General features: G+C 68.3%; 24 protein-coding genes. 7 read left to right on the plus strand and 17 right to left on the minus strand.

Annotated elements, in window-relative coordinates; translation table 11 throughout:
• Nucleotides 1-183: 183 nt before the first annotated feature.
• The 6 genes from ACIBBB_RS20270 to ACIBBB_RS20295 all read right to left on the minus strand — a co-directional run bounded on the left by ACIBBB_RS20270 (nucleotide 184) and on the right by ACIBBB_RS20295 (nucleotide 5,494).
• Complete coding sequence (locus tag ACIBBB_RS20270; protein ID WP_398983780.1) at nucleotides 184-1,551, minus strand: dicarboxylate/amino acid:cation symporter; 1,368 nt, start codon at nucleotides 1,549-1,551, stop codon at nucleotides 184-186.
• Nucleotides 1,552-1,921: 370 nt separating this feature from the next.
• Nucleotides 1,922-2,212, minus strand: a complete 291-nt coding sequence (locus ACIBBB_RS20275) for a DUF4229 domain-containing protein (protein ID WP_398983782.1) — start codon at nucleotides 2,210-2,212, stop codon at nucleotides 1,922-1,924.
• Nucleotides 2,213-2,360: 148 nt separating this feature from the next.
• Nucleotides 2,361-2,885, minus strand: coding sequence for a GNAT family N-acetyltransferase (locus ACIBBB_RS20280; RefSeq protein WP_398983784.1), 525 nt, complete (start codon nucleotides 2,883-2,885; stop codon nucleotides 2,361-2,363).
• A gap of 106 nt (nucleotides 2,886-2,991) precedes the next feature.
• Nucleotides 2,992-4,155, minus strand: a complete 1,164-nt coding sequence (gene mqnE / locus ACIBBB_RS20285; protein WP_398983963.1) for an aminofutalosine synthase MqnE — start codon at nucleotides 4,153-4,155, stop codon at nucleotides 2,992-2,994.
• A gap of 100 nt (nucleotides 4,156-4,255) precedes the next feature.
• Nucleotides 4,256-4,711, minus strand: a complete 456-nt coding sequence (locus tag ACIBBB_RS20290) for an Lrp/AsnC family transcriptional regulator (protein WP_023539462.1) — start codon at nucleotides 4,709-4,711, stop codon at nucleotides 4,256-4,258.
• Between the two features lie 78 nt (nucleotides 4,712-4,789).
• A complete protein-coding gene (locus tag ACIBBB_RS20295) occupies nucleotides 4,790-5,494 on the minus strand; it encodes a UbiX family flavin prenyltransferase (RefSeq protein ID WP_398983965.1) in 705 nt (234 codons plus the stop codon).
• 144 nt (nucleotides 5,495-5,638) lie between these two features.
• On the opposite strand from ACIBBB_RS20295, the gene ACIBBB_RS20300 reads away from it, so the two are divergent.
• Nucleotides 5,639-6,244, plus strand: a complete 606-nt coding sequence (locus ACIBBB_RS20300) for a rhomboid family protein (RefSeq protein ID WP_398983786.1) — start codon at nucleotides 5,639-5,641, stop codon at nucleotides 6,242-6,244.
• A gap of 49 nt (nucleotides 6,245-6,293) precedes the next feature.
• Here ACIBBB_RS20300 and mqnP read toward each other — a convergent pair whose 3' ends face one another.
• A complete protein-coding gene (mqnP, locus tag ACIBBB_RS20305) occupies nucleotides 6,294-7,247 on the minus strand; it encodes a menaquinone biosynthesis prenyltransferase MqnP (protein ID WP_398983788.1) in 954 nt (317 codons plus the stop codon).
• Nucleotides 7,244-8,701: a menaquinone biosynthesis decarboxylase gene (locus tag ACIBBB_RS20310; protein ID WP_398983790.1), complete on the minus strand. Its 1,458-nt coding sequence runs from the start codon at nucleotides 8,699-8,701 to the stop codon at nucleotides 7,244-7,246. Before ACIBBB_RS20310 ends, mqnP begins: the two co-directional genes overlap by 4 nt.
• 87 nt (nucleotides 8,702-8,788) lie before the next feature.
• On the opposite strand from ACIBBB_RS20310, the gene ACIBBB_RS20315 reads away from it, so the two are divergent.
• Nucleotides 8,789-9,232, plus strand: coding sequence for a PLD nuclease N-terminal domain-containing protein (locus ACIBBB_RS20315; RefSeq protein WP_398983792.1), 444 nt, complete (start codon nucleotides 8,789-8,791; stop codon nucleotides 9,230-9,232).
• Between the two features lie 81 nt (nucleotides 9,233-9,313).
• On the opposite strand, the gene ccsB is transcribed toward ACIBBB_RS20315, so the two are convergent.
• From ccsB to hemL, 7 genes are all read right to left on the minus strand, one after another.
• Nucleotides 9,314-10,405, minus strand: a complete 1,092-nt coding sequence (gene ccsB / locus ACIBBB_RS20320) for a c-type cytochrome biogenesis protein CcsB (protein WP_398983794.1) — start codon at nucleotides 10,403-10,405, stop codon at nucleotides 9,314-9,316.
• The gene (locus ACIBBB_RS20325) at nucleotides 10,402-12,279 is read right to left on the minus strand and encodes a cytochrome c biogenesis protein ResB (RefSeq protein ID WP_398983796.1); all 1,878 of its coding nucleotides are present in this window, start codon (nucleotides 12,277-12,279) and stop codon (nucleotides 10,402-10,404) included. The genes ccsB and ACIBBB_RS20325 overlap by 4 nt, the downstream gene beginning before the upstream one ends.
• A gap of 4 nt (nucleotides 12,280-12,283) precedes the next feature.
• Complete coding sequence (locus ACIBBB_RS20330; protein ID WP_398983798.1) at nucleotides 12,284-13,021, minus strand: cytochrome c biogenesis CcdA family protein; 738 nt, start codon at nucleotides 13,019-13,021, stop codon at nucleotides 12,284-12,286.
• Between the two features lie 31 nt (nucleotides 13,022-13,052).
• Nucleotides 13,053-13,682, minus strand: a complete 630-nt coding sequence (locus tag ACIBBB_RS20335; protein WP_398983800.1) for a TlpA family protein disulfide reductase — start codon at nucleotides 13,680-13,682, stop codon at nucleotides 13,053-13,055.
• A gap of 140 nt (nucleotides 13,683-13,822) precedes the next feature.
• A complete protein-coding gene (locus ACIBBB_RS20340; protein ID WP_398983802.1) occupies nucleotides 13,823-15,076 on the minus strand; it encodes a hypothetical protein in 1,254 nt (417 codons plus the stop codon).
• Between the two features lie 158 nt (nucleotides 15,077-15,234).
• Nucleotides 15,235-15,912: a histidine phosphatase family protein gene (locus ACIBBB_RS20345; protein ID WP_398983804.1), complete on the minus strand. Its 678-nt coding sequence runs from the start codon at nucleotides 15,910-15,912 to the stop codon at nucleotides 15,235-15,237.
• The gene (gene hemL / locus ACIBBB_RS20350) at nucleotides 15,909-17,234 is read right to left on the minus strand and encodes a glutamate-1-semialdehyde 2,1-aminomutase (RefSeq protein ID WP_398983806.1); all 1,326 of its coding nucleotides are present in this window, start codon (nucleotides 17,232-17,234) and stop codon (nucleotides 15,909-15,911) included. The genes ACIBBB_RS20345 and hemL overlap by 4 nt, the downstream gene beginning before the upstream one ends.
• 271 nt (nucleotides 17,235-17,505) lie before the next feature.
• On the opposite strand from hemL, the gene ACIBBB_RS20355 reads away from it, so the two are divergent.
• Nucleotides 17,506-18,099 carry a hypothetical protein gene (locus tag ACIBBB_RS20355; RefSeq protein WP_398983967.1) on the plus strand — a complete coding sequence of 198 codons (594 nt, stop codon included), beginning with the start codon at nucleotides 17,506-17,508 and terminating at the stop codon, nucleotides 18,097-18,099.
• A gap of 215 nt (nucleotides 18,100-18,314) precedes the next feature.
• On the plus strand, nucleotides 18,315-18,857 hold the full coding sequence (locus ACIBBB_RS20360) for an NUDIX domain-containing protein (protein WP_398983808.1): 543 nt from the start codon (nucleotides 18,315-18,317) through the stop codon (nucleotides 18,855-18,857).
• On the opposite strand, the gene ACIBBB_RS20365 is transcribed toward ACIBBB_RS20360, so the two are convergent.
• Nucleotides 18,854-19,639 (minus strand): hypothetical protein, encoded by a 786-nt coding sequence (locus tag ACIBBB_RS20365; protein ID WP_398983810.1) that lies wholly within the window; start codon nucleotides 19,637-19,639, stop codon nucleotides 18,854-18,856. The two genes, ACIBBB_RS20360 and ACIBBB_RS20365, sit on opposite strands and share 4 nt — an antisense overlap.
• A gap of 73 nt (nucleotides 19,640-19,712) precedes the next feature.
• A complete protein-coding gene (locus ACIBBB_RS20370; protein WP_398983812.1) occupies nucleotides 19,713-20,237 on the minus strand; it encodes a helix-turn-helix domain-containing protein in 525 nt (174 codons plus the stop codon).
• Between the two features lie 273 nt (nucleotides 20,238-20,510).
• On the opposite strand from ACIBBB_RS20370, the gene ACIBBB_RS20375 reads away from it, so the two are divergent.
• The 3 genes from ACIBBB_RS20375 to ACIBBB_RS20385 all read left to right on the plus strand — a co-directional run bounded on the left by ACIBBB_RS20375 (nucleotide 20,511) and on the right by ACIBBB_RS20385 (nucleotide 21,809).
• On the plus strand, nucleotides 20,511-20,900 hold the full coding sequence (locus ACIBBB_RS20375; protein WP_398983814.1) for an ATP-binding protein: 390 nt from the start codon (nucleotides 20,511-20,513) through the stop codon (nucleotides 20,898-20,900).
• A gap of 184 nt (nucleotides 20,901-21,084) precedes the next feature.
• Nucleotides 21,085-21,294, plus strand: a complete 210-nt coding sequence (locus ACIBBB_RS20380) for a hypothetical protein (protein ID WP_398983816.1) — start codon at nucleotides 21,085-21,087, stop codon at nucleotides 21,292-21,294.
• A 53-nt stretch (nucleotides 21,295-21,347) separates the two neighbouring features.
• Complete coding sequence (locus tag ACIBBB_RS20385; RefSeq protein ID WP_398983818.1) at nucleotides 21,348-21,809, plus strand: hypothetical protein; 462 nt, start codon at nucleotides 21,348-21,350, stop codon at nucleotides 21,807-21,809.
• Nucleotides 21,810-21,813: the final 4 nt, after the last annotated feature.

Genomic DNA, 21,813 nt, shown 5'->3' on the forward strand with positions numbered 1-21,813 from the left:
CCCATGTGCCCCGAACCGGCGTAAGCCTACGGTCGGAGTCCGCGCCCGATCGAGCCGAACGACCGCTCCCGGCCACCCGGGGCGCGCGCGGAACACGACTCGGCGGCGCCCCCGGCCGTAAAGACCGCGGACGCCGCCAGGACGTGAGAGGTGTTCAGTTGCCGGGCCGCTCGGGCCGCCGCATCACGCGGCGACCGGGACCGCCGTCTCGCGGTCGCTCGTCCCCGGCTCTTCGAGCGGGGACGCCGAGGCGGAGTTGTACTTGTCGTGGTCCAGGATCTTCTCCCGCGACGCGACGATGACCGGGACCAGAGCTTGTCCGGCGACGTTCGTGGCCGTACGCATCATGTCCAGGATCGGGTCGATCGCGAGCAGCAGACCCACGCCCTCCAGCGGCAGACCCAGCGTGGAGAGAGTCAGGGTCAGCATGACCGTCGCACCGGTGAGACCGGCGGTGGCCGCCGAGCCGACCACCGAGACGAAGGCGATCAGCAGGTAGTCCTGGATGCCGAGTTGGACGTCGAAGATCTCCGCGATGAAGATCGCCGCCAGCGACGGGTAGATCGCGGCGCAGCCGTCCATCTTGGTGGTGGCGCCGAAGGGGACGGCGAAGCTCGTGTACTCCTTCGGCACACCGAGCCGCTCGGTCACCCGCTGGGTGACGGGCATCGTGCCCACCGAGGAGCGGGAGACGAAGGCCAGCTGGATCGCGGGCCAGGCGCCCTTGAAGAACTGGAGCGGGCTGACCTTGGCGACCGTCGCGAGCAGCAGCGGGTAGACACCGAAGAGGACGATGGCGCAGCCGATGTACACGTCGGCGGTGAAGGTCGCGTAGTCGCCGATCAGGTCCCAGCCGTAGTCCGCGATGGCGTAGCCGATGAGGCCGACGGTGCCGATCGGGGCGAGGCGGATGACCCACCACAGGGCCTTCTGGAGCAGTTCGAGCACGGCCTCGCTGAGGCTGAGGATAGGCGCGGCACGGTCACCGAGCTTGAGGGCGGCGACGCCCGCGACGGCGGCCAGGAAGACGATCTGGAGGACGTTGAGCTCGGTGAACGGGGTGATGACGTCCGTCGGCACGATGCCGGTGAGGAAGTCGATCCAGGAGCCGGAGCCCTCGGGCTTCGCGCCGTCCTTCGGGGTGAGGCCGGTGCCGGAGCCGGGGTTGGTGATCAGACCGATCACGATGCCGATGACGACGGCGATCAGTGAGGTGATCAGGAACCAGAGCAGCGTGCGTCCGGCCAGCCTGGCGGCGTTGTTGACCTTACGGAGGTTGGTGATCGACACGAGGATCGCGAAGAAGACCAGTGGGGCGACGGCCAGCTTCAGCAGCTGGACGAAGATGCCGCCGATCTTGTCGAGCGTGGTGTAGAGCCAGTCGATGTCCTGGCTGCGGGCGAGCCAGCCGAGCAGGACGCCGAGTACGAGACCGGCGACGATCTGGGCCCAGAACGGGACCTTGGGTATGGAGAGACCTGGGCCTGGGCCGGCCGGCTTGTCGGCCTGGTCGGCCTTGCCGGTGGTGGCGGGCTCGGAATTCGCGGACACGGACACACTCCAGTTGGGCATACGGAGATACGGGGACGAGAGGGAAGGGGTGGAACTGGGGGGTGCGGCGCCCGTGATTCAGAAGCGGCGCCGCCGCATGATGCCGATTCGGATCAGTGCGAGCGGCAACAGACCGCGGACATGCAGCGGCAGAGATCGACATGCAGGCGCGCCACGAGCGCGAGGCTCACGGCGTGATGGCGCACTGCTGTCTTCATGGCCCGTACATTAACACCGGGTCTTATGGATACTCAAAGGTCTGCTTTGAGGTATCGGTGCGCGAAGACCCCGGACACGACCGAAGCCCCAGCGTGGAGGCCGCTGGGGCGTGGTGGACCGGCGTACGGGTGTGATGAAACTTACGCGGCGCTTATGCGCCGTCCTCCTGCGTGCGGTTGGACTCCAGCTTGGCCTTCGCCGAGTCGACCCTGTCGACGAGCTGGGCCGACATCTCGTCGCGCTGCTTGCGCAGCAGGACGAAGCTGAGCGGCGCGGAGACGACGAGTGCGAGCAGCAGCACCCAGATGAAGTTGGAGTCCCCGAGGCCCTTGGGCAGGGCACCGAACTGGACCAGGGCGGCGACGACGACGAAGCAGCCGACGAAGATGCCCAGGCGCATCGCGGTGTAGCGGATCGTGGCGCTCGTTCTGGCGGCGTTCACAGCGGCCCCTCTCCTCGTGGCGACGTGCCCGGTCGGCGTGTCCGGCTCGGCTCGTCCGGCGGCGTACGCGTCCAGTGAAGCACGCCGCCCGCTGTCCCATATAAGGGGGTTGACCCCGGGCGCCCGCGGGCCCGCCCCGCCCGCCGGCTCAGTGCAGCGGCAGCAGCATCGTGATGTCGTCGCGGTCGTCGCCGGGCGCCACCCGTATCGCGTCCGGCACCCGGCCCACCTCCTTGTAGCCGCACGACTCGTAGAAGCGGTCCACGCCCGTGCCGCCGCGGCAGGTGAGCCGTATCGCCTCGATGCCGTCGATCCCGCGGGCGGCCTCGGCCGCCGCGTCCATGAGGTCGCGGCCGTACCCCTTGCCCTGGTGCCGTGGGTGGACCATCACCGTGTAGAGCCAGAGCCAGTGCCGCATCAGCCGGTGGGTGTTGTGGGTGAGGAAGACCGTGGCGGCGACGGCACCCTCCTCGTCCACCCCCACGAGCAGCCGGGCCCGGCCCTCGGCCATCGACACGAAGTGCTTGACCAGCTCCGCCCGTACGTCGTCCGGATTCACCGGCGGTACGAAGCCGACGGCGCCGCCCGCGTCGGAGACCTCGGTCCAGAGCGTGACGAGGCCGTCGCGCAAGGCGCGGTCGACGGGCGGGTCCAGGATGAATGTAAGCGGCATTTCTTTACCGTAGCCATTACCCGTCCATGCGCTCAAACCCGTTCCAGAACCCGAGAAGCCCCAGCTCAGCGAGCTGGGGCCGGTTCGGCGAAGGTGCGCCGGGGCGTCAGAGCCGCATCGGCTGCGGCGTCTCGCGCCTGGCCGCGTCCGGGCCCGGGTACTCCCGGATGATCTCGTAGCGTGTGTTCCGCTCGACCGGCCGGAAGCCGGCGTCGCGGATCAGGTCGAGCAGATCCTCACGGCCGAGCTTGTTCGGCGTGCCGTAGTTGTCCGCGTCGTGCGTGATCTTGTACTCGACGACCGAGCCGTCCATGTCGTCCGCGCCGTGCTGGAGCGCGAGTTGGGCGGTCTGCACGCCGTGCATCACCCAGAAGACCTTGACGTGTTGGACGTTGTCGAACAGCAACCGGGAGACGGCGAAGGTCTTCAGCGCCTCGGCGCCGGTGGCCATCGTCGTACGCGCCTGGAGACGGTTGCGGACCTTGCCGTCCTGCATGTCCACGAAGTCGTGCTGGTAGCGCAGCGGGATGAAGACCTGGAACCCGCCGGTCTCGTCCTGGAGTTCACGCAGCCGCAGCACGTGGTCGACCCGGTGCCTGGGCTCCTCGATGTGGCCGTACAGCATCGTGCACGGGGTCTTGAGGCCCTTCTCGTGCGCGAGGCGGTGGATCCGCGACCAGTCCTCCCAGTGCGTGCGGTGGTCGACGATGTGCTGCCTGACCTCCCAGTCGAAGATCTCGGCGCCACCGCCCGTGAGCGATTCGAGGCCGGCGTCGATCAGCTCGTCGAGGATCTCACTGGCCGTCAGCCCGGAGATCGTCTCGAAGTGGTGGATCTCGGTGGCCGTGAACGCCTTCAGCGAGACCTCCGGCAGCGCCTCCTTGAGAGCCTTCAGCGAGCGCGGGTAGTAGCGCCAAGGGAGCGTCGGGTGGAGCCCGTTGACGATGTGCAGCTCGGTGAGGCTCTCGCCGCGCATCGCCGTGGCGAGCCGGACGGCCTCCTCGATGCGCATCGTGTAGGCGTCCTTCTCGCCCGGCTTGCGCTGGAACGAGCAGTAGGCGCACGACGCGGTGCAGACGTTCGTCATGTTGAGGTGACGGTTGACGTTGAAGTGGACGACGTCACCGTTCTTGCGCGTCCGCACCTCGTGCGCGAGACCGCCCAGCCAGGCCAGGTCGTCCGACTCGTAGAGGGCGATGCCGTCCTCACGGGTCAGCCGCTCGCCGGCCCTGACCTTCTCCTCCAGCTCGCGCTTGAGCCCCACATCCATGACAGATGCAGTCATGCGGCGCCTCCCACTGTCTGTGCCGACTTTCGTGCCGGATATCTGCCGAACGCCCACGTGTCGCCAGGCTCCACCAACCGTACGCCTAGGTTTCGTCGGGAAGTTCGCCGACCCGGTTCTCCCACTTGGTGGAGAGCACGATGGTCGTGCGGGTCCGCGAGACGCCCTTCGTACTGCCGAGGCGGCGGATCGTCTTCTCCAGACCGTCGACGTCGCCGGCGCGGACCTTGAGCATGTACGAGTCGTCGCCGGCGATGAACCAGCAGTCCTCGATCTCGCTCAGCCCGCGCAGCCGGTGCGCGACGTCCTCGTGGTCGGCGGCGTCCGAGAGCGAGATACCGATCAGCGCGGTGACACCGAGACCGAGCGAGGCCGAGTCGACGGTGGCGCGGTAGCCGATGATGACGCCCGCCGCCTCCAGCCGGTTGATGCGGTCCGTGACGCTGGGCCCGGAGAGCCCGACGAGCCGGCCGAGCTCGGCGTACGAGGCTCTGCCGTTCTCCCTGAGGGCCTGGATGAGCTGCCTATCCACGGCGTCCATATGCCTGAAGCCTTCCATTGTTCAGCAATCTCGCAAGTTGATATATGCAATCAGAGGCAGTGCGGTGATATGGCGGTTCTACGCGGGCTCCGGCCCGGTCCGGGGTGTTCCGGGGTCCGGATCGAGGCCCGTACGGGAGCCGCCGAGCTCCCCCTCCCAGCGGCGGTACAGCCGGTGCGCCACCCCCGCCGCGTCCAGCACCCGCCCGGCGACGAAGTCCACCAGATCCTGGATGTGCGTCGCCCCCGCGTAGAAACCCGGGGACGCGGGCAGCACGACGGCGCCCGCCTCGTCCAGGGTCACCAGATGTTTGAGGGTCCCGCCGCCCAGCGGGGTCTCCCGGACGGCGACCACCAGTGGGCGGCGCTCCTTGAGCGTGACGCTCGCCGCGCGTTGCAGCAGGTCCTTCGACAGCCCGAGCGCGACGCCCGCCACACAGGCCGTGGAGGCGGGGACGATGAGCATCCCCTTCACCTGGTACGACCCCGAGGACGGCCCGGCCGCCAGATCACCGGCGGCCCAGTGCCGTACGTCCGACACGTCGGGGGCGAAGGTGTCCGGCTTGCCGTCGGCGCCCCTGGCCAGCCAGGTGCGCAGATCCTCCCGCCAGTGCGCGTCCCGGAAGGAGATCCCCGTCTCGTCGAGCAGTGTGAGGCGGGACGCGCGGCTGACGATCAGATCGACGCTCTCGCCAGCGTCGAGCAGCCCGCGCAGCACGGCCGCCGCGTACGGGGTCCCCGACGCGCCGGAGACTCCGACGACCCAGGGCCGCCGGGGCCCCACCGTGGGCCGCTCGGTGTGCCGCTGGTCCTCGTGGTCCGATCCGGGTTTCACGCGTCCGACCCTATCCGGCGTACGGAAGCAGGAACCGGGGACGGTACCTCGCGCGTTCCAGGGGTGGGAGCACGACGACCCTTGGGGGGCGACATGCCGGATTCTTCCATCGACACGAGCGCGGTACGCCGTATCAAGGCGGCGGCCGCTCTGATGCTGGGCTGGCTGGCGCTGCTCTGGGTGCTGGAGGCCGTGGACTCCTCGACCGGGGCGCTTCAGACGTACGGCCTGAGCCCGCGTGACGCGGGCGAGCTGCGCGATGTCATCCCGATGGCGTTCCTGCACCACGGCTTCGACCATCTGGCGGCCAACGCGCTGCCGCTGCTCGTGCTCGGCTTCCTCGCGGCGCTCAGCGGGATAGGCCGCTTCCTGCGGGTGGTCCTCACGATCATGGTGGTCGGCGGCCTGGGTGTCTGGCTGACGGCCGCGGACAACTCCGTCACGGCGGGGGCGTCCGGTGTGGTCTTCGGACTGCTCGGCTATCTGCTGGTCCGCGGCTTCGTCAATCGCCGGGCGGTCGACATCGTGGTGGGGCTGCTGGTCCTGGTGATGTACGGCTCGGCGCTGTGGGGCGTTCTGCCGACGAATCCGACGGTGAGCTGGCAGGGGCATCTCTTCGGGCTGATAGGCGGCGTGCTGGCGGCGTTCATGTTCCGCCGCCCGCGGCGCCGGGCCCCGGCGGGCGCGCTCATACCCTGACCGGCGCCCCCGCCGTCCTGCGTGCCCACCGTCCGGCCCCGCCGGAGGGTCAGACGGTCAGGCCGCGTACGAGCAGGTCGAGCAGCGCGCAGATGAAGAGCGCCATCCCGATGAAGCCGTTGACGGTGAAGAACGCCCGGTTGAGACGGGACAGATCGTTGGGCTTCACGACCTGGTGCTCGTAGAGGAACGCGGCGGCGACGATCAGCAGACCGATCCAGAAGAAGAGACCCGCGTCGGTGGCGACGGCGTACCAGACCAGCAGCGCCGTGGTCACGGCGTGCGCGACGCGCGCGCCGTACAGCGCGGCCGGGATGCCGAAGCGCGCCGGTACGGACTTCACTCCGTGCGCGCGGTCCGCCTCGACGTCCTGGCTGCCGAAGATCAGGTCGAACCCGCCGATCCAGATGCCGACGGCGAGACCGAGGATGACCGCGTCCCAGGACCACTTGCCGGTGATGGCGATCCAGGCGCCGATCGGGCCCATCGCCTGGGCGAGACCGAGGATGGCGTGCGGGAAGTTCGTGAACCGCTTGCCGTACGGATAGACGACCATCGGCACCACGGCGACAGGAGAGAGCACCAGACAGAGAGGATTGAGCAGGGCCGCGGCGCCCAGGAACACCGCGAGGGCGACGAGCGCGCCCGTCCACGCGGAGCGCACCGACATCGCGCCGGTCACCAACTCGCGGTTCGCGGTACGGGGGTTACGGGCGTCGATCTCGCGGTCGATGATCCGGTTGCAGGCCATCGCGAAGGTCCGCAGACCGACCATGGCGACCGTGACGAGCAGCAGCCGGCCCCAGTGGATGTTCCGGTCGAGCTGGAACATGGCCGTCAGCGCGGCGATGTAGGCGAACGGCAGCGCGAAGACCGAGTGCTCGATCATCACCAGCCGCAGGAACGCCCGCGTCCTGCTGCCGGACGGTGCGGGTCCCGGCCCTGAGCGGCCCTGTCGGCCCTGTCCGACAAGTCCGTCGGCTCCCTCGGCGGCGCTGCTCACAGGCCGTACTCCCTCCAACGCTTCGTCACCCGGTCCGCGGTCTCCGGGTCGGACTCGACCATCTCCGGCCAGCCGCCGTCCCGCGTGTACCCCTCCTCGGGAAGTTTGCGCGTGGCGTCGATGCCGGCCTTGCCACCCCAGAACTGCTGGTACGAGGAGTGGTCGAGGTGGTCGACCGGGCCCTCGACGACCGTCAGGTCCCGCGAGTAGTCGGTGTTCCCCAGCGCCCGCCAGGACACCTCGTGCAGATTGTGCACGTCGCAGTCGGCGTCCACGACCACGATCAGTTTGGTGAGCGACATCATGTGGGCGCCCCAGATGGCGTGCATCACCTTCTGCGCGTGCTTCGGGTACTTCTTGTCGATCGAGACGATCGCGCAGTTGTGGAAGCCGCCCGACTCCGGCAGGTGGTAGTCCACGATGTCGGGCACGATGATTTTGAGCAGCGGCAGGAAGAACCGTTCCGTCGCACGCCCCAGCGGCCCGTCCTCCGTCGGCGGCCGGCCGACCACGATCGACTGGAGCAGCGGACGCTTGCGCATCGTCACGCAGTCGATGGTCAGCGCGGGGAACGGCTCCTGCGGTGTGTAGAAGCCGGTGTGGTCGCCGAACGGCCCCTCGGGCAGCATCTGCCCCGGCTCCAGCCAGCCCTCGATGACCACTTCGGCGTTGGCGGGCACCTGGAGCGGCACCGTACGGCAGTCGACCATCTCGATCCGCTTGCCCTGGACGAAGCCGGCGAAGAGGTACTCGTCGATGTCACCGGGCAGCGGGGCCGTGGAGGCGTACGTCACGGCGGGCGGACAGCCGAAGGCGATCGCGACGGGCAGCCGTTCACCGCGCTTGGCGGCGACCTGGTAGTGGTTGGCGCTGTCCTTGTGGATCTGCCAATGCATACCGATGGTGCGCTTGTCGTGCCGCTGGAGCCGGTAGAGCCCGAGGTTACGGACGCCGGTCTCCGGGTGCTTGGTGTGTGTCAGACCGAGGTTGAAGAAGGAGCCGCCGTCCTCGGGCCAGGTGAAGAGCGCGGGCAGCCGGTCCAGATCCACGTCGTCACCGGTGAGGACCACCTCCTGCACCGGCGCACTGCCGGGCTTCACCTTCTTCGGCGGCACGTGCGTCATCGTGCCGAGCTTCCCGAAGGCCTCGCGTACACCCACGAAACCCTGCGGCAGCTCGGGCTTGAGCAGCCCGCCGATCTTGTCGCTGATGTCCGTGTACGCCTTGAGGCCGAGCGCCTTGAGAAGCCGGCGGTCCGTCCCGTACACGTTCATCGCCAAAGGCATGTCGGAGCCCTTGACGTTCTCGAAGAGGAGCGCGGGCCCGCCGGCCTTGTTCACCCGGTCGACGATCTCGCCGATTTCCAGATACGGATCGACCTCGGCCTTGACGCGTTTGAGGTCGCCGTCGCGCTCCAGCGCCCGGAGCAGCGAGCGAAGATCGTCGTATGCCATACGGTCCAGTATCGGTTACTCGCTACCCTGGTCCTGTAACCGGGGCCACCGCTCCGTACTCGATCTCCACGCACAGGGGGACCGCCCATGCTTCGGGTGCTGATGATTCTGGTGCCGCTGGCTCTCAGCATCTATGCCTTCATCGACTGCATCACCACCGACGAGAAGGACATCCGTCATATCCCCAAGCCCATCTGGGCGATCCTTGTACTGCTCTTCCCGCTGGTCGGTTCGATCGCGTGGCTGATGGTGGGCAGGAAGCCCGGTACCGGTGCGGGCTCGGCGGGCCGCCGGGGCGGGTGGGTCGCTCCGGACGACAACCCCGACTTCCTCAAGTCCCTTGAGAAGGACGGCAAGAGCGATGAGGGCGGCAAGGACGACACGGGTGAAGCCGCCAAGGACGAGGCGGAGCCGGACGCGGACGCCGTGGCCGAACTGGAGCGGCGTGAGGCCGATCTGCGGCGCCGAGAGGCGGAGATCGAGCGCCGCGAGAAGGGCGGCAGCGCCGACGACGCCCCGCCGGCGGGCTGAGCCGCGTCACGCACGCCTCGTACGACGAGAGCGGCGCGCCCCGGGAGGACCGGGGCGCGCCGCTGTTTCGTTCCCGCGCGGTCACACGCCCGCGTACGAGTGCTTTCCGGTGACGAAGATGTTGACGCCGTAGTAGTTGAACAGCCAGCAGCCGAAGGCGACCAGCGCCAGCGTCGCCGCCCTGCGGCCCTTCCAGCCCGCCGTGGCGCGCGCGTGCAGGTAACAGGCGTACGCGACCCAGGTGATGAAGGACCAGACCTCCTTGGGGTCCCAGCCCCAGTAGCGGCCCCAGGCGTCGCCGGCCCAGATCGCGCCCGCGATGATCGTGAAGGTCCAGAGCGGGAAGACCGCGGCGTTCACGCGGTACGAGAACTTGTCGAGCGTGGCGGCGGCGGGCAGCCGCTCCATGACGGAGGACCACGCGCGGCCGACGGTGACGCCCCGGGCGATCTTGGACTCGTACACGTCGCGCAGCAGGTAGAAGAGCGTGCCCACGGCGCCGAGGTAGAAGACCGCGCCGCAGAAGATCGCGGTGGAGACGTGGATCCAGAGCCAGTACGAGTGGAGCGCGGGGACCAGTTGGTCGCTGTCCGTGTAGAGCACGGTCGTCGCGATGCCCAGGTTGAGCAGGACCGTGGTGACCAGGGGCAGTCCGATCCAGCGGACGTTCTTCTTCGTGAGGAGGAAAGCGAGGTACGTGCCGACCGCCACCGTCGAGAAGGTGGTGGAGAACTCGTACATGTTGCCCCACGGCGCGCGCTGCACCGCCATCGCGCGGCTGATGACACCGGCGGCCTCCAGCAGGAAGCCGAGTGCGGTCATCGAGACGGCGATACGTCCGTACAGGTCGCCCTTCAGCGAACCGCCCGCCGCGCCCGGACCGTCGGGCACGTCGCGGCGCCCGGCCGCCGCGCGGGTGATGACCTTGGGCCGCTCCAGGACGGCGGTGCCGCCGCCCTTCTCCTTCTCCGCCGTGCGCACCTCGACCGTGGCGGAGGCCTTCGCACCGGCGCCGGTCAGCGCGGCGGCGGTACGGCCGACCTTGCTGCGGCTGCCCAGGACCCATTCGGCGATATGGGCGAAGAAGGCCAGGGTGTAGACGGCCATGGACGAATAGACCAGCACGTTGGCGGTGTGCGCCAAGCTCTCGTTGGTGGTGGCGGCGAGGATCACTTCTCAGCCCCTTCGACAGGCTCTCCGGTAGTGGCGGCGGCGGTGGATGTGTCTGAAACGTCCGTGTTCTCTTCTGCCTCTTCGGGCGCGGATGCGGTCGGCGCCGTCGGCGCCTCGGCATCTGCCTCTTCGGGCGCGGATGCGGTCGGCGCCGTCGGCGCCTCGGCGTTGAGCGTCAGTGCCAAGTCACCCAGTTCCTCCGGGAGCTTCGCCGACTCGCTGCGCCCCAGGCCGGCCATCTCCACGACGGTGACGCCGTCCGCGCCCCGTACCGCGCGGACCCAGATCCGGCGGCGCTGGATGAACAGCGAGCCCACGAGGCCGAGCACCGCCCCGATCGCACCGGCGAGGGCGAGCCCGTTGCCGGGCTGCTGCGAGACCGTGAAGGTGGCCCACTCCTTGATGTCCTTCTCGAAGGTCACCGAGCCCGCGCCGCCCGGCAGTTTCATCGTCTCGCCGGGCAGCAGCCGCGCCGCGAGCTTGTTGCCGTCGGCGTCCTTGAACTGTTTCATCTTGCTGGTGTCCAGCTGGTACACGTTCTGCGGCAGACCGGAGTCGACGCCGAGGCTGCCCACGTAGCCGGTGAGCGCCAGCACGGGATAGTCCAGTTCGGGGAACTGGGAGAACATGCTCCCGTTGCCCTTGCCCGCGAACGTCGGGACGAAGAAGGCGTTGAAGCCGAGCTGCTGCTTCTTGCCCTTGCTGTCGCGGTAGCCGTCCATCACCTTGATGGCGCCGGTCGACGTGATGTTGTTGTCGATCGGCAGGAGCGGGGTCGCGCCCTTGAAGACGACCTTGCCCTTGCCGTCCCGGACGGTGAGTACGGGGGCGTAGCCGTGGCCGATCAGATAGACCTTCGAACCCTTGACCTCCAGCGGTTCGTTGACCTCGATGACCGCCTCGCGCTCCTTGCCGCCCGCCTCCGTCGTGTAGCTGACGTGGGCCTCGAACTCTCGGGCGGTGCCGACCTGCGGTCCCTTGCGCTCGAAGGTGCCGACGAACTTGTCGAGGTTGAAGCTGAACGGCTCCAGGTTGTCGGTGTCGTACATGGAGCCCGACTTGAAGTCGTCGTACTGCGTGAGGGTGTTGGAGAAGCCGTCGCCCTCCAGGATCAGCTTTCCGCCCTCGGACTTGAAGAGCTGCCCGGTGGCGAAGGCCACCAGCATGACGATCAGCGCGATGTGGAAGAGCAGATTGCCCGCCTCGCGGAGGTAGCCCTTCTCGGCGGCGACCGCGTCTCCGACGGTGTGCGCGCGGAAGCGCCGCCGCTTGAGAATGGCGAGCGCGGCCTCGCGGGCCTCCTCCGGCTCGGCGGTCGTACGCCAGGTCGTGTACGCGGGAAGCCTGGTGAGCCGTTTGGGGGCGGCCGGCGGGCGGCCGCGCAGCTGCCCGACGAACTGCCAGGTGCGCGGGACGATGCAGCCGATGAGCGAGATGAAGAGGAGCAGGTAGATCGCGGAGAACCACACCGAGCTGTACACGTCGAACAGCTGGAGCTTCTCGTAGATCGGGGTGACCGTCTCGTGCTTCTCCTGGAACGTCTGGACCTTGAGCTCGTCGACGCTGTTCTGCGGGATGAGCGAGCCGGGGATGGCGGCGAGCGACAGCATGAAGAGCAGGATCAGCGCGACGCGCATCGAGGTGAGCTGACGCCAGAACCAGCGGATCCAGCCGATCGGTCCGAGGCTGGGGCCGCCGACGGCGGACTCCTCGCGGGGCGCGGTGGACAGCTGCGATCCGGCGGCGCCGAGTTCGCGGGCCTCTTGTGCCTCGGGTGTGAGGGACGTCTCACCGGCGCTCCCGGCGGCGGCCGTGGTCTCCGCCGTCTCCGCGCTCTCGGCGGTCTCCGCGGTTGTCGTCTCTGTCTTGCTCATGGAACTAGATCCCCACCGTGAAGCCGTTGGTCCACGTCTGCATGTCTTGCATGATGCTGTCCCACACGCCGGTCACCAGCAGCACCCCGGTCGCGATCATCATCACGCCGCCGGTCCGCATCACCCACACGTAGTGGCGCTTGACCCAGCCGAACAGCCCCAGCGCCTTGCGGAACGCCACGGCGGCGAGCACGAAGGGCACCCCGAGACCGACGCAGTACGCGACGGTCAGTATGGCCCCTCGTCCCGCGGTCGCCTGGTCGAAGGCCAGCATGTTCACGGAGGTGAGCGTCGGGCCGATGCACGGCGTCCAGCCGACCCCGAACAGCGCGCCCAGCACCGGGGCGCCGACCAGACCCGACACCGGCCGCTTGTGGAGGCGGAATTCGCGCTGCGTGAGCCAGGGCAGCAGCCCCATGAAGAAGACGCCCATCGCGATCATGAGCACACCGAGGATGCGGGAGATGACCGTCCGGTTGTCCTGGAGGGTGCTGCCGAAGTAGCCGAAGAGCGCGCCGCCGGAGACGAAGACCGCGGTGAAGCCGACGATGAACAGGACCGCGCCGGCGACCATCCGCCCGCGTCGGGCGTCACCCAGATCGGTGCCGCTGATGCCGGTGACGTACGAGAGATAGCCGGGTACGAGCGGGAGCACGCACGGCGAGAAGAACGAGACCAGACCGCCCAGCAGCGCGATCGGCAGCGCGAGCAGCAGAGCCCCGCTGAAGACCGTCTCATTCATGCCGGGAACCGCGGCGAGAACCTCCACGGGATCACTTCTCCGCGATCAGCGGGTCGATCATCTCGCGCAGCTTCTTGTCGTCGAGCGCCTTGAGCGAGCGGGCCGCGATCTTCCCGTCCCGGTCGAGCACGATCGTGGAGGGGATGGCCTGCGGATTGAGGCTGCCCTTCGGGAAGCCGTTGACGATGAGCTTGCCCGCCGGGTCGTAGATGCTCGGATACGTGACGCCGTAGTCCTTCTCGAAGGCTATGGCCGAGCCCTTGTTGGCGTCGCGGGCGTTGAGACCGACAAACGCGATGTCCTGCCCCTTGGCCTCGGTCTCCTTGGCGACCTTCGCGAAGTACGGCGCCTCGGCGCGGCAGGGTCCGCACCATGAACCCCAGACGTTCAGCACGACGACCTTGCCCTTGAGGTCGGCCACGTCGAGCTGCTTGCCTTCGAGCGTCTCGCCGGCGATCTCGTTGACCGGCTTGCGGTCGGCCTTGGCGACGGTCTGCACCCCGCCGGTGTTCATCACGAAGTTGGTGTCACCGCCGCCGCCGGACGTGGCGCCACCGCCGCACGCCGCCAGGGTGAGCATGGCCGCCGACGCGACAACGGCCGGGAGTGCGGCGCGTGGGCGTCGGTTCGAGCGGCTTGGGAGGGCTCGGCCAAGGTTCATGTGAAAAGTTTCGCATGGGCCATTCAGGGATCTTGTTCGCCCCCCTCGCTCCCGGGAAACACCCTGTCGGCGGCCCGTTCGAGGCGCCGCCGTGCCACGAGTCGCGGCTCGCGGGCGGCACGACAGCCGCTGCGCGGACCTCAGGCGGTTTTGAAGAAGGTGTTCCAGCCGCCGGCCGGAGCCTGGCCGATCTCCAGCGTACGGAGTTTGGTGAGCACCGCCGGGTCCTGGACGTCGAGCCAGTCCGTGAACTGCCGGAAGGACACCAGCCGTACGTCCTTCTTGCCCGCCATCCCCTTCAGCGCTTCTTCGACCGCGTCCATATATATGCCGCCGTTCCACTCCTCGAAGTGATTCCCTATGAAGAAGGGGGCGCGATTCGACTCGTACGCGCGGTTGAATCCGGAGAGATACGCTTCGGTGGCCTGTTTGCGCCAGCCCGGATAATTCGCGGGAACACCCTTGGTGGAATTTCCCGACTGATTGGCGAGGATGTTGTAGTCCATCGACAGGACTTCGAAGGAATGCCCGGGGAACGGCACACCCTGCAACGGCAGGTCCCACACGTCCTGCCGCTTGTCCGGCCACATCTGCCGGCCGCCGGGCGAGCTGGCGTCGTAGCGCCAGCCCATCTTGGCCGCCATGGGCAGCAGCTCGTCCTGGCCGAGCAGACAGGGCGTACGGCCGCCGACCAGCTCCTTGCGGTAGTCGAACGGCAGTGGGTCGAGGTCCTTCCAGCCGCTGTTGGTCTTCCATTCGGTGACGAAGCCGATGGCCTGTTCGGTCTCGTCGCGCCACTGCTTCGGCGACCAGTTGCCGACGGAGCCCGAGCCGGCGCAGAAGTGCCCGTTGAAGTGGGTGCCTATCTCATGGCCTTCGAGCCAGGCCCGGCGTATGTACTTCAGCGTGTCCTTGATGTGGGCGTCGGTGAGATAACCGATGTCGGAGGCGCCGACGGGGTTCCCCGGAGGGCGGTAGAGCGTCTTCTTCGACTCCGGCAGCAGATAGACGCCGGAGAGGAAGAAGGTCATCGCCGCGCCGTGATCCTTGGCGAGGTCGAGGAAGCGCGGGAAGAGGCCGTTGCCCACTTCGCCCGCGCCGTCCCAGGAGAAGACCACGAACTGCGGCGGGGTCTCGCCCGGTTCGAGCGGTACGGGCGCGGGCGGCTGGTGCGGCTGTTTTCCGGTGTCGGCCGTGGAACCGTCACCGATCATCCGCACATTCTTCTCACTCGGCTTGGCGCTCGGCCGGCCGCTTCCCTTGTCTCCCGTCCCACCCGTGTCCGAACCGGCGTTGCCGGACGTGCCCCCCTCGGTACCGCAGCCCCCGATTCCGATTGCGGCCGCCGCCCCAATTCCGGCTCCGAGCAGGTTCCTTCGGCTCATGCCGCGCATTTCGTCCCCATCCGCGCTCGCTCATGTCACGCCCGCCGGTCATGCGGACGACAACACGTTAGATGGCACAGGGAACTCACAGGTTCCAGGAATTGGTAAAGCGTTGACCTGTAACTGCGGATGTGACATTCACCCGCAAACCGTCGGCGATTGGCCGACTACGCACCGAAGGCTTTCGACGCGCCCTTCACCGGTTTGGCACCGGCGAGAAGGTGCGCGGGTACGAGATCGCGCGCCGGTTCCGTATAGGCGACGGAGACCAGCTTCTCCCCCTGGTAGGTGAACGTCGTCAGGGACGCGAGCGTGCACTGCCTGCGGCGCGGGTCGTGCCAGAGCCTGCGGCGCTCGAAGTAGCTGCGCACGATCCAGATCGGCAGCTGGTGGCTGACGCACACGGCCTCGTGTCCGAGGGCCCGGTCGCGCGCGTCCGCCAGGGCCTCCTTCATACGGGCGACCTGGTCGACGTACGCCTCTCCCCAGGAGGGCCGGAAGGGGTTGGTGAGATAGCGCCAGTTGGCGGGCGAGCGCAGGGCGCCGTCGCCGACCCCGAAGGTCTTGCCCTCGAAGACGTTCGCGGCCTCGATGAGGCGGTCGTCGGTGTGCAGGGTCAGGCCGTGGGACTTGGCGACGGGCAGCGCGGTCTCCTGGGCGCGCTCCAGCGGGGACGCCACGACATGGGTGATGTCGCGGCCCGCCAGGTGCTCGGCCACGCGGTCGGCCATCTGCCGGCCGAGTTCGGAGAGGTGGTAGCCGTCGCGGCGCCCGTAGAGGACCCCGTCGGGGTTGTGAACCTCTCCGTGCCGCACGACATGGACGACGGTGCTCTCGGCGCTCATGCGTCCGCTCCTCCCGTCGCTGTCGCTGTCGCAGCCGCGCGGGCGGCGGCCGGCAGGGCGGCGGCGACGCGCTCGATGGCGCGGTCGTCGTGGGCGGTGGAGACGAACCAGGACTCGAAGGCGGACGGCGGCAGATAGACGCCGTCGGCGAGCATCGAGTGGAAGAAGCCGGTGAAGCGGAAAGCCTCCTGCCGCTTGGCGTCCTCGTAGTCACGGACCTCGTCGGCGGTGAAGAACACCGAGAACATGTTGCCCGCCGTCTGCACCCGGTGCGCGACACCCTCCTTACTGAGGGCGTCGCTCACCAGTCCGCGGATCTCGGCCGACACGGCGTCGACCTTCGCGTACGCCGCGTCGTCGAGCAGCCGCAGCTGCGCGAGCCCGGCGGCGGTGGCGACGGGATTCCCGGAGAGCGTGCCGGCCTGGTAGACGGGACCGGCGGGCGCGAGGCGCGCCATGACGTCGGCTCGGCCGCCGAAGGCCGCCGCGGGGAATCCGCCGCCCATGACCTTGCCGAAGGTCATCAGGTCGGGCTCGACGCCGTCGATGCCGTACCAGCCGGCCTTCGACGTACGGAATCCGGTCATCACCTCGTCGGAGATGTACAGCGCGCCGCTCGCAGCGCACAGCGCCTTGAGCCCGGCGTTGAATCCGTCACGCGGCGGCACGACGCCCATGTTCCCGGGCGAGGCCTCGGTGATCACGCAGGCGATCTCACCGGGGTGCGCGGCGAACGCCGCACGGACGGCCTCCAGGTCGTTGTACGGCAGTACGACGGTGTCCGCGGCCTGCGCGCCGGTCACCCCGGGCGTGTCGGGCAGCCCGAACGTCGCGACGCCTGAGCCGGCGGCGGCCAGCAGCGCGTCCACGTGCCCGTGGTAGCAGCCGGCGAACTTCACGATCTTCGCGCGCCCGGTGAAACCGCGGGCGAGCCGGATCGCCGACATGGTGGCCTCGGTGCCGGACGACACGAGCCGTACCTGCTCGACGGGCGCGACCCGGGCGACGATCTCCTCGGCGAGCACGACCTCGCCCTCACCGGGCGTACCGAAGGACGTGCCGCGCGCGACGGCGGCCTGGACGGCCTCGATGACCTCGGGCCGCGAGTGCCCGAGAATCATCGGCCCCCAGGAACAGACGAGGTCGACATAGTCACGCCCGTCGGCGTCGGTGAGGTACGGACCGTCACCGGACACCATGAACCGGGGCGTACCGCCCACGGCCCGGAAGGCACGGACGGGAGAATTCACGCCGCCGGGCGTCACAATCGACGCACGGTCGAAAAGCGCCTGCGAAACGGGGGCTTCGTATGAATACGACACTTTGGTCCTGATCTGCGATTCGAGGTCGGGTGGCCGGGACGAAGGATCTCAGCCACAGATGAGCCGGGCGCGAGGTCTCCTCGTATTACATAAGGGCGTCAACGCCCTCGCGTCTGCGAAACTGGGGCGTCATAGGGGAAGCTCACGCAATCCATGGTGTCAGAGGCTTCGAAGTATCTGCGGACAGGTGTTTCACCGGTCGTCCGTGGGGGAGGTCACTGTCACGATGATCGGGTTGCGCGGCCGGGGCTGCGAGTGGTCGGGTGGAGATATGCATCGCGGTGGCGGACTGGGCGAGGGGACCGATGACCTCGGTCCCGACCCTGCCCGGCGGGGGAAACACCGGCGCCGCGAGCGAGAGGCCCGCGCGCAGCCTCCCGTCGGCAGGAGCGGCGGCGGCCGGCCTCCGGGAAGCGGGAGCGGCCGGGTGGGGGTGACGTACAAATACTTCGGCGCCCCGGACGGCGCGACGGCGGCCCGGGTCCCCATTTCGATGCGCCCTGAGGAGCTGGGCGGCGACGAACTGGGCATGGGCGGCATGTTCACCAAGATCAAGCCCGAGACGATAGCCGCGATGGTCCTCACCGGCATCCAGGGCATGCCCCTGAACAAGGTCCCCCCACTCGAACTGGTCGTCCTGCACCCGGACTACGCGGTGGTCAAACTCCCGATGACGGTGGTGGACCCCCTGCGCGGCATCGGCGAGGAATCGGTGGGAGCGGCGGCCTTCATCTGGTCCACGGTCCCGGACCGCGGCGGCCCGCGGGACGCGTTCAACGTCTACCAACTGCTCCACGAATGGCAGGACTTCAGCCACCGGCTGCATGAGGCGGGGCATCAGCCTTATTGCTTGGTGTGGCCGTGAGCCGAGGTTCGGTGACTACGGACGTCCTTCTCCTCGCGTGGGCGTCCCGGGTGTCTTTCAGATGGTCCGCCAGCCCACCAGTACGCTTTCAGGGCACATGAACGTCGCTCACCGCGTCAGCATTTCGCGAGCACCGGCCCGAAGTCGTCGATGGGCGGACGACTTCTCGTCCAAGTGACATTCTTGGGGGCACGGAAGCGAAAGGGAGTCGGCTCATGCGGTGGACGGTTCATGGTGAGCGTCAGATTTACAGCAACCCGTGGGTCAACCTGTGGCTCGTGGAGGTCCAGCAGCCGGACGGCCGACGCTGGGAGCATCACGTGGTCCGCATGCGGCATCTCGCCGTCGCCGCGGTGGTGGACGAGCAGAGGCGGGTGCTGATGATGTGGCGCCACCGGTTCATCACGGACACGTGGGGCTGGGAACTGCCGATGGGTCTGATCGAGGCCGACGAGACCCCCGAAGAAGCGGCGGCGCGGGAGGTGGAGGAGGAGACCGGATGGCGGGTGGAGTCCCTGAAGCCTCTGGTGTACGCGCAGCCGGCCAACGGCATCACCGACTCGGAGCATCACGTCTTCCGCGCCGACGCCGCCACCTACGCGTGCCCGCCGACCGAGCTGAACGAGACGGACCGCATCGAATGGATCCCACTCTCGGAAATTCGCGGCATGATCGACCGCCGCGAAGTGGTCAGCAGCGGCAGCCTGGTCGGGTTGCTGTACCTCCTGCTCGATGAGGCCACCAGCGCCGCTGGTTAACCGACCGCTACGCGCAGGCGCTGCTCGAACACGATCACCGGCGTCTCGCGCCCGTACGGGGCGAGGCGCTGGTGGAACTCCCTGACGTGGCCTGCTACTCGGGGCGAATCGAGGGACGCGCTGAGGTCCAGTGCAAGCCCGGCGCTGTCGCAAGCGTCCTCCAGCCGGCCCTGTTGGAGTTGGGCGGTGGCAAGCCAGAAGGCGTGGAAGGCACGGCCGCGTTGCTGCGCGCGGGTTTCCCGTCGAAGGCCCTCGGCGATCAACGGCTCGGCGCGTTCGGACTCGCCCAGCTTGGCGAGAGCGATACCTGTGTCGACGATCAGTTTGGTCTCGTCGAAGTAGCGGACCCAGGAAGGCGCCTCGCCTTCCCGCCCGCGGGCTTGCTCGTACGCGTCGCGAGAACGCCCGATGGCTTGGTGGCAGGAGGCGGCGTCGCGGAGCGTGGCATGCGCGAAGGCTTCGCGCATGTGGAGCATCGACATCACCAGCGGCTGCCCACCTGCGGTTCGGGCGGCGTCCTGGGCCTTGCAGGCCAGCGCCACCGCGTCCGAGGGCTGTCCGTCGTACGTGGCCTGCAGACTCAGGCAGGACAGAACATTGGCCATGAAGAGATAGTCGTCCTGCCCGTGCGAGAGCCGCAGGGCTTGGGTGAAGTGGGAGCGCGCGGTGCTGTACTGGCGGGCGTCGAAGTACGCCCATCCGGCGAGGCGGGCGAGTTCGGCGGCGAGCGACTGAAGATCGCGGCGCAGGGGGCCAGGGACGCTGTCCATCATCTGTGTCACGTATCGAAGGTGTCCCACGACCGCCGGGCGCATGGATGCGCCGCCGTGCTCGTCGTCACGGCGCCAGTAGTCCTCAACTGATGATCTGAGGGCGAGAAGCGTCGATCGTGTCACTCTGCCGTCGGCGAGCGTGAGCAACTCGTCCAGTACCTCGCGAGGTTCGGCTTCGCTGCTGTCCTGCTCGGAGCCAGGCGGCAGTCGCGGTTCTCTGGGCCGAACGCCGTTGGGGAGACTGCGCAGTTGTGGCCGGCGGAGGAATTTCCCAGGGTCGATGAGCAAGGCCGAGCATGGCGCCGGGGATGCGAAGTCCATCCGCGACCCGCTCAATGACGTCGATGTGAGCGAGCCTGCGACGCCCCGACATGATCTCCCCGACGCGGCTCGGAGTCATGCCGCACAAAGCAGCCACACGAGACGGGTAAATACCGGCCTTCACCTTCACGAGGCGGAACACGCTCGCGAAGTCACGCTGCTGACAGGCACGTTGCCACTCGGGGCTCGTGAGTAGTTCTGACGGGAGCCCTTGAGGCTGGGGTTCGGGCACAGCGCGCTCCTCTGCCGTACTGGGCGATCGAGTCCGGCGGTTGGTCAGCCACATTGCAGATTACCCACGTTGGGTAATCACTGTGACCTGATTGCGTGACGACTCATCGCGGTCAACTGGTTCTCCGACTGACCGCCCACGACGAGAGGGCGCGAGGTACATCACCTGACCTGGGCTCCCGAAGCCCCCAGGTTCCAGGATCCCGGAGGGAATTCCGTGTCTCTGACGCCACTGGCACAGTGTGCTGCTGCCTTCCCCCACCGGCGCTTACCGGTTCCTCCCGACACCAACCCGGAGGTTGACAAGACGGCGACTTGGAGACGGCCGATGAGGACTGCGCACGCGGTGATGTCGTTCGACGCACAGTCGAGGCATGTGGAGGTCGCGCGCCGCGTCACGGCCGCCGTGCTCGGTGAAGCCGGCGTCAGGGACCGCGACACCATCGGTACGGTGCAACTGCTGGTCAGCGAGATCGTGACCAACGCGATCATCCACGGCGACGCCAACTCGGTGTCGTTCCGGATCACTTGTGACACCGACGGTGAAGCGCTGATCGAAGTCGACGATCACTCGTCCGGCAGCCCGGAGGTACGGGAGGCGGGTCCGGAGGACGAGGGCGGGCGCGGCATGCGGCTCGTCACGTACTTCGCCCGTGACTGGGGCCGCAAGGGGACCTGCACGTGGTGCACGGTTCCGGTCGGAGCGGTGACGGTCTGATGGCCCATCGCGACGGGCGTCCGACGTTTGCCCTCGCTCCCAGCGCCCCTTCCGCAACCGGCGGCGGCGAGTCCGCGCATAGCTGTGGCGTCACCGAGCACGTCCCGAAGACTGACACCGAATTGCTGCGACTTCTGTTGGACTCCCTGCGCCGTTGGCAGACGGCGGAGCCGGTCGCCCCGTCGTGAGCCACAGGCCCGCTTCCCGTCCGCGTACCACGAAGCCCGAGCGGGCGGACCTCGGCTTCCGGACCCGTTCCCACGCCAGGACCGCTCTCGCCGCGCTCAAAGCCATTCGCCGGGAACACCCCGTACTGGTCCACGGCCTCTACACCTACCTCAGCGTCACAGGCCTCCTCCTCGCCCTGACCGCCGCCATCGCCATTCGGGGTTGAGCACCACCCCACGTGGTCAGCCCTCAATCACTCACGTACTCCCCGGAGATTCCATGGGCACCTCGACCGATGACGCGCACACCCACTACACAACACCCGTCCACGAGACCGCCGACGCCCTACGTGCCGCGTTGCGTGAGCACGGTCTCGACATCCCCGGCCTCTCGGTGGAGCGAGGCAGGGTCGACCTGGGCGACGTCACCGTCACCACCGCCGACCGGCTCGCACGCCTCCTGGGCGCACCAGCGCAGAAAGTCGAGCGGAACCTGGAGGAATGGCCCGAGGCACAGCAGGTCATGCGCCGACTCGGCGCCGCCTTCAAAGCAGCCACCGGCGGCGGGTTCCTCGATCTGTACTTCCATCACGACTGCGTCCGCTGCGACCGGGACGCCGCTCTGACGCTGAGCCCGATCGGCCTGCCGGAAGCCCAACGCCTCCTTTCCTCTCTGTCGGGAATGGCCTCTTTCCCCGGTCAAACGCGAGAGGCTACGGCGCACCAATCGCACGCACCATGAGGAG

This window comes from Streptomyces sp. NPDC051217 (assembly GCF_044455465.1).
Taxonomy (GTDB): Bacteria; Actinomycetota; Actinomycetes; order Streptomycetales; family Streptomycetaceae; genus Streptomyces.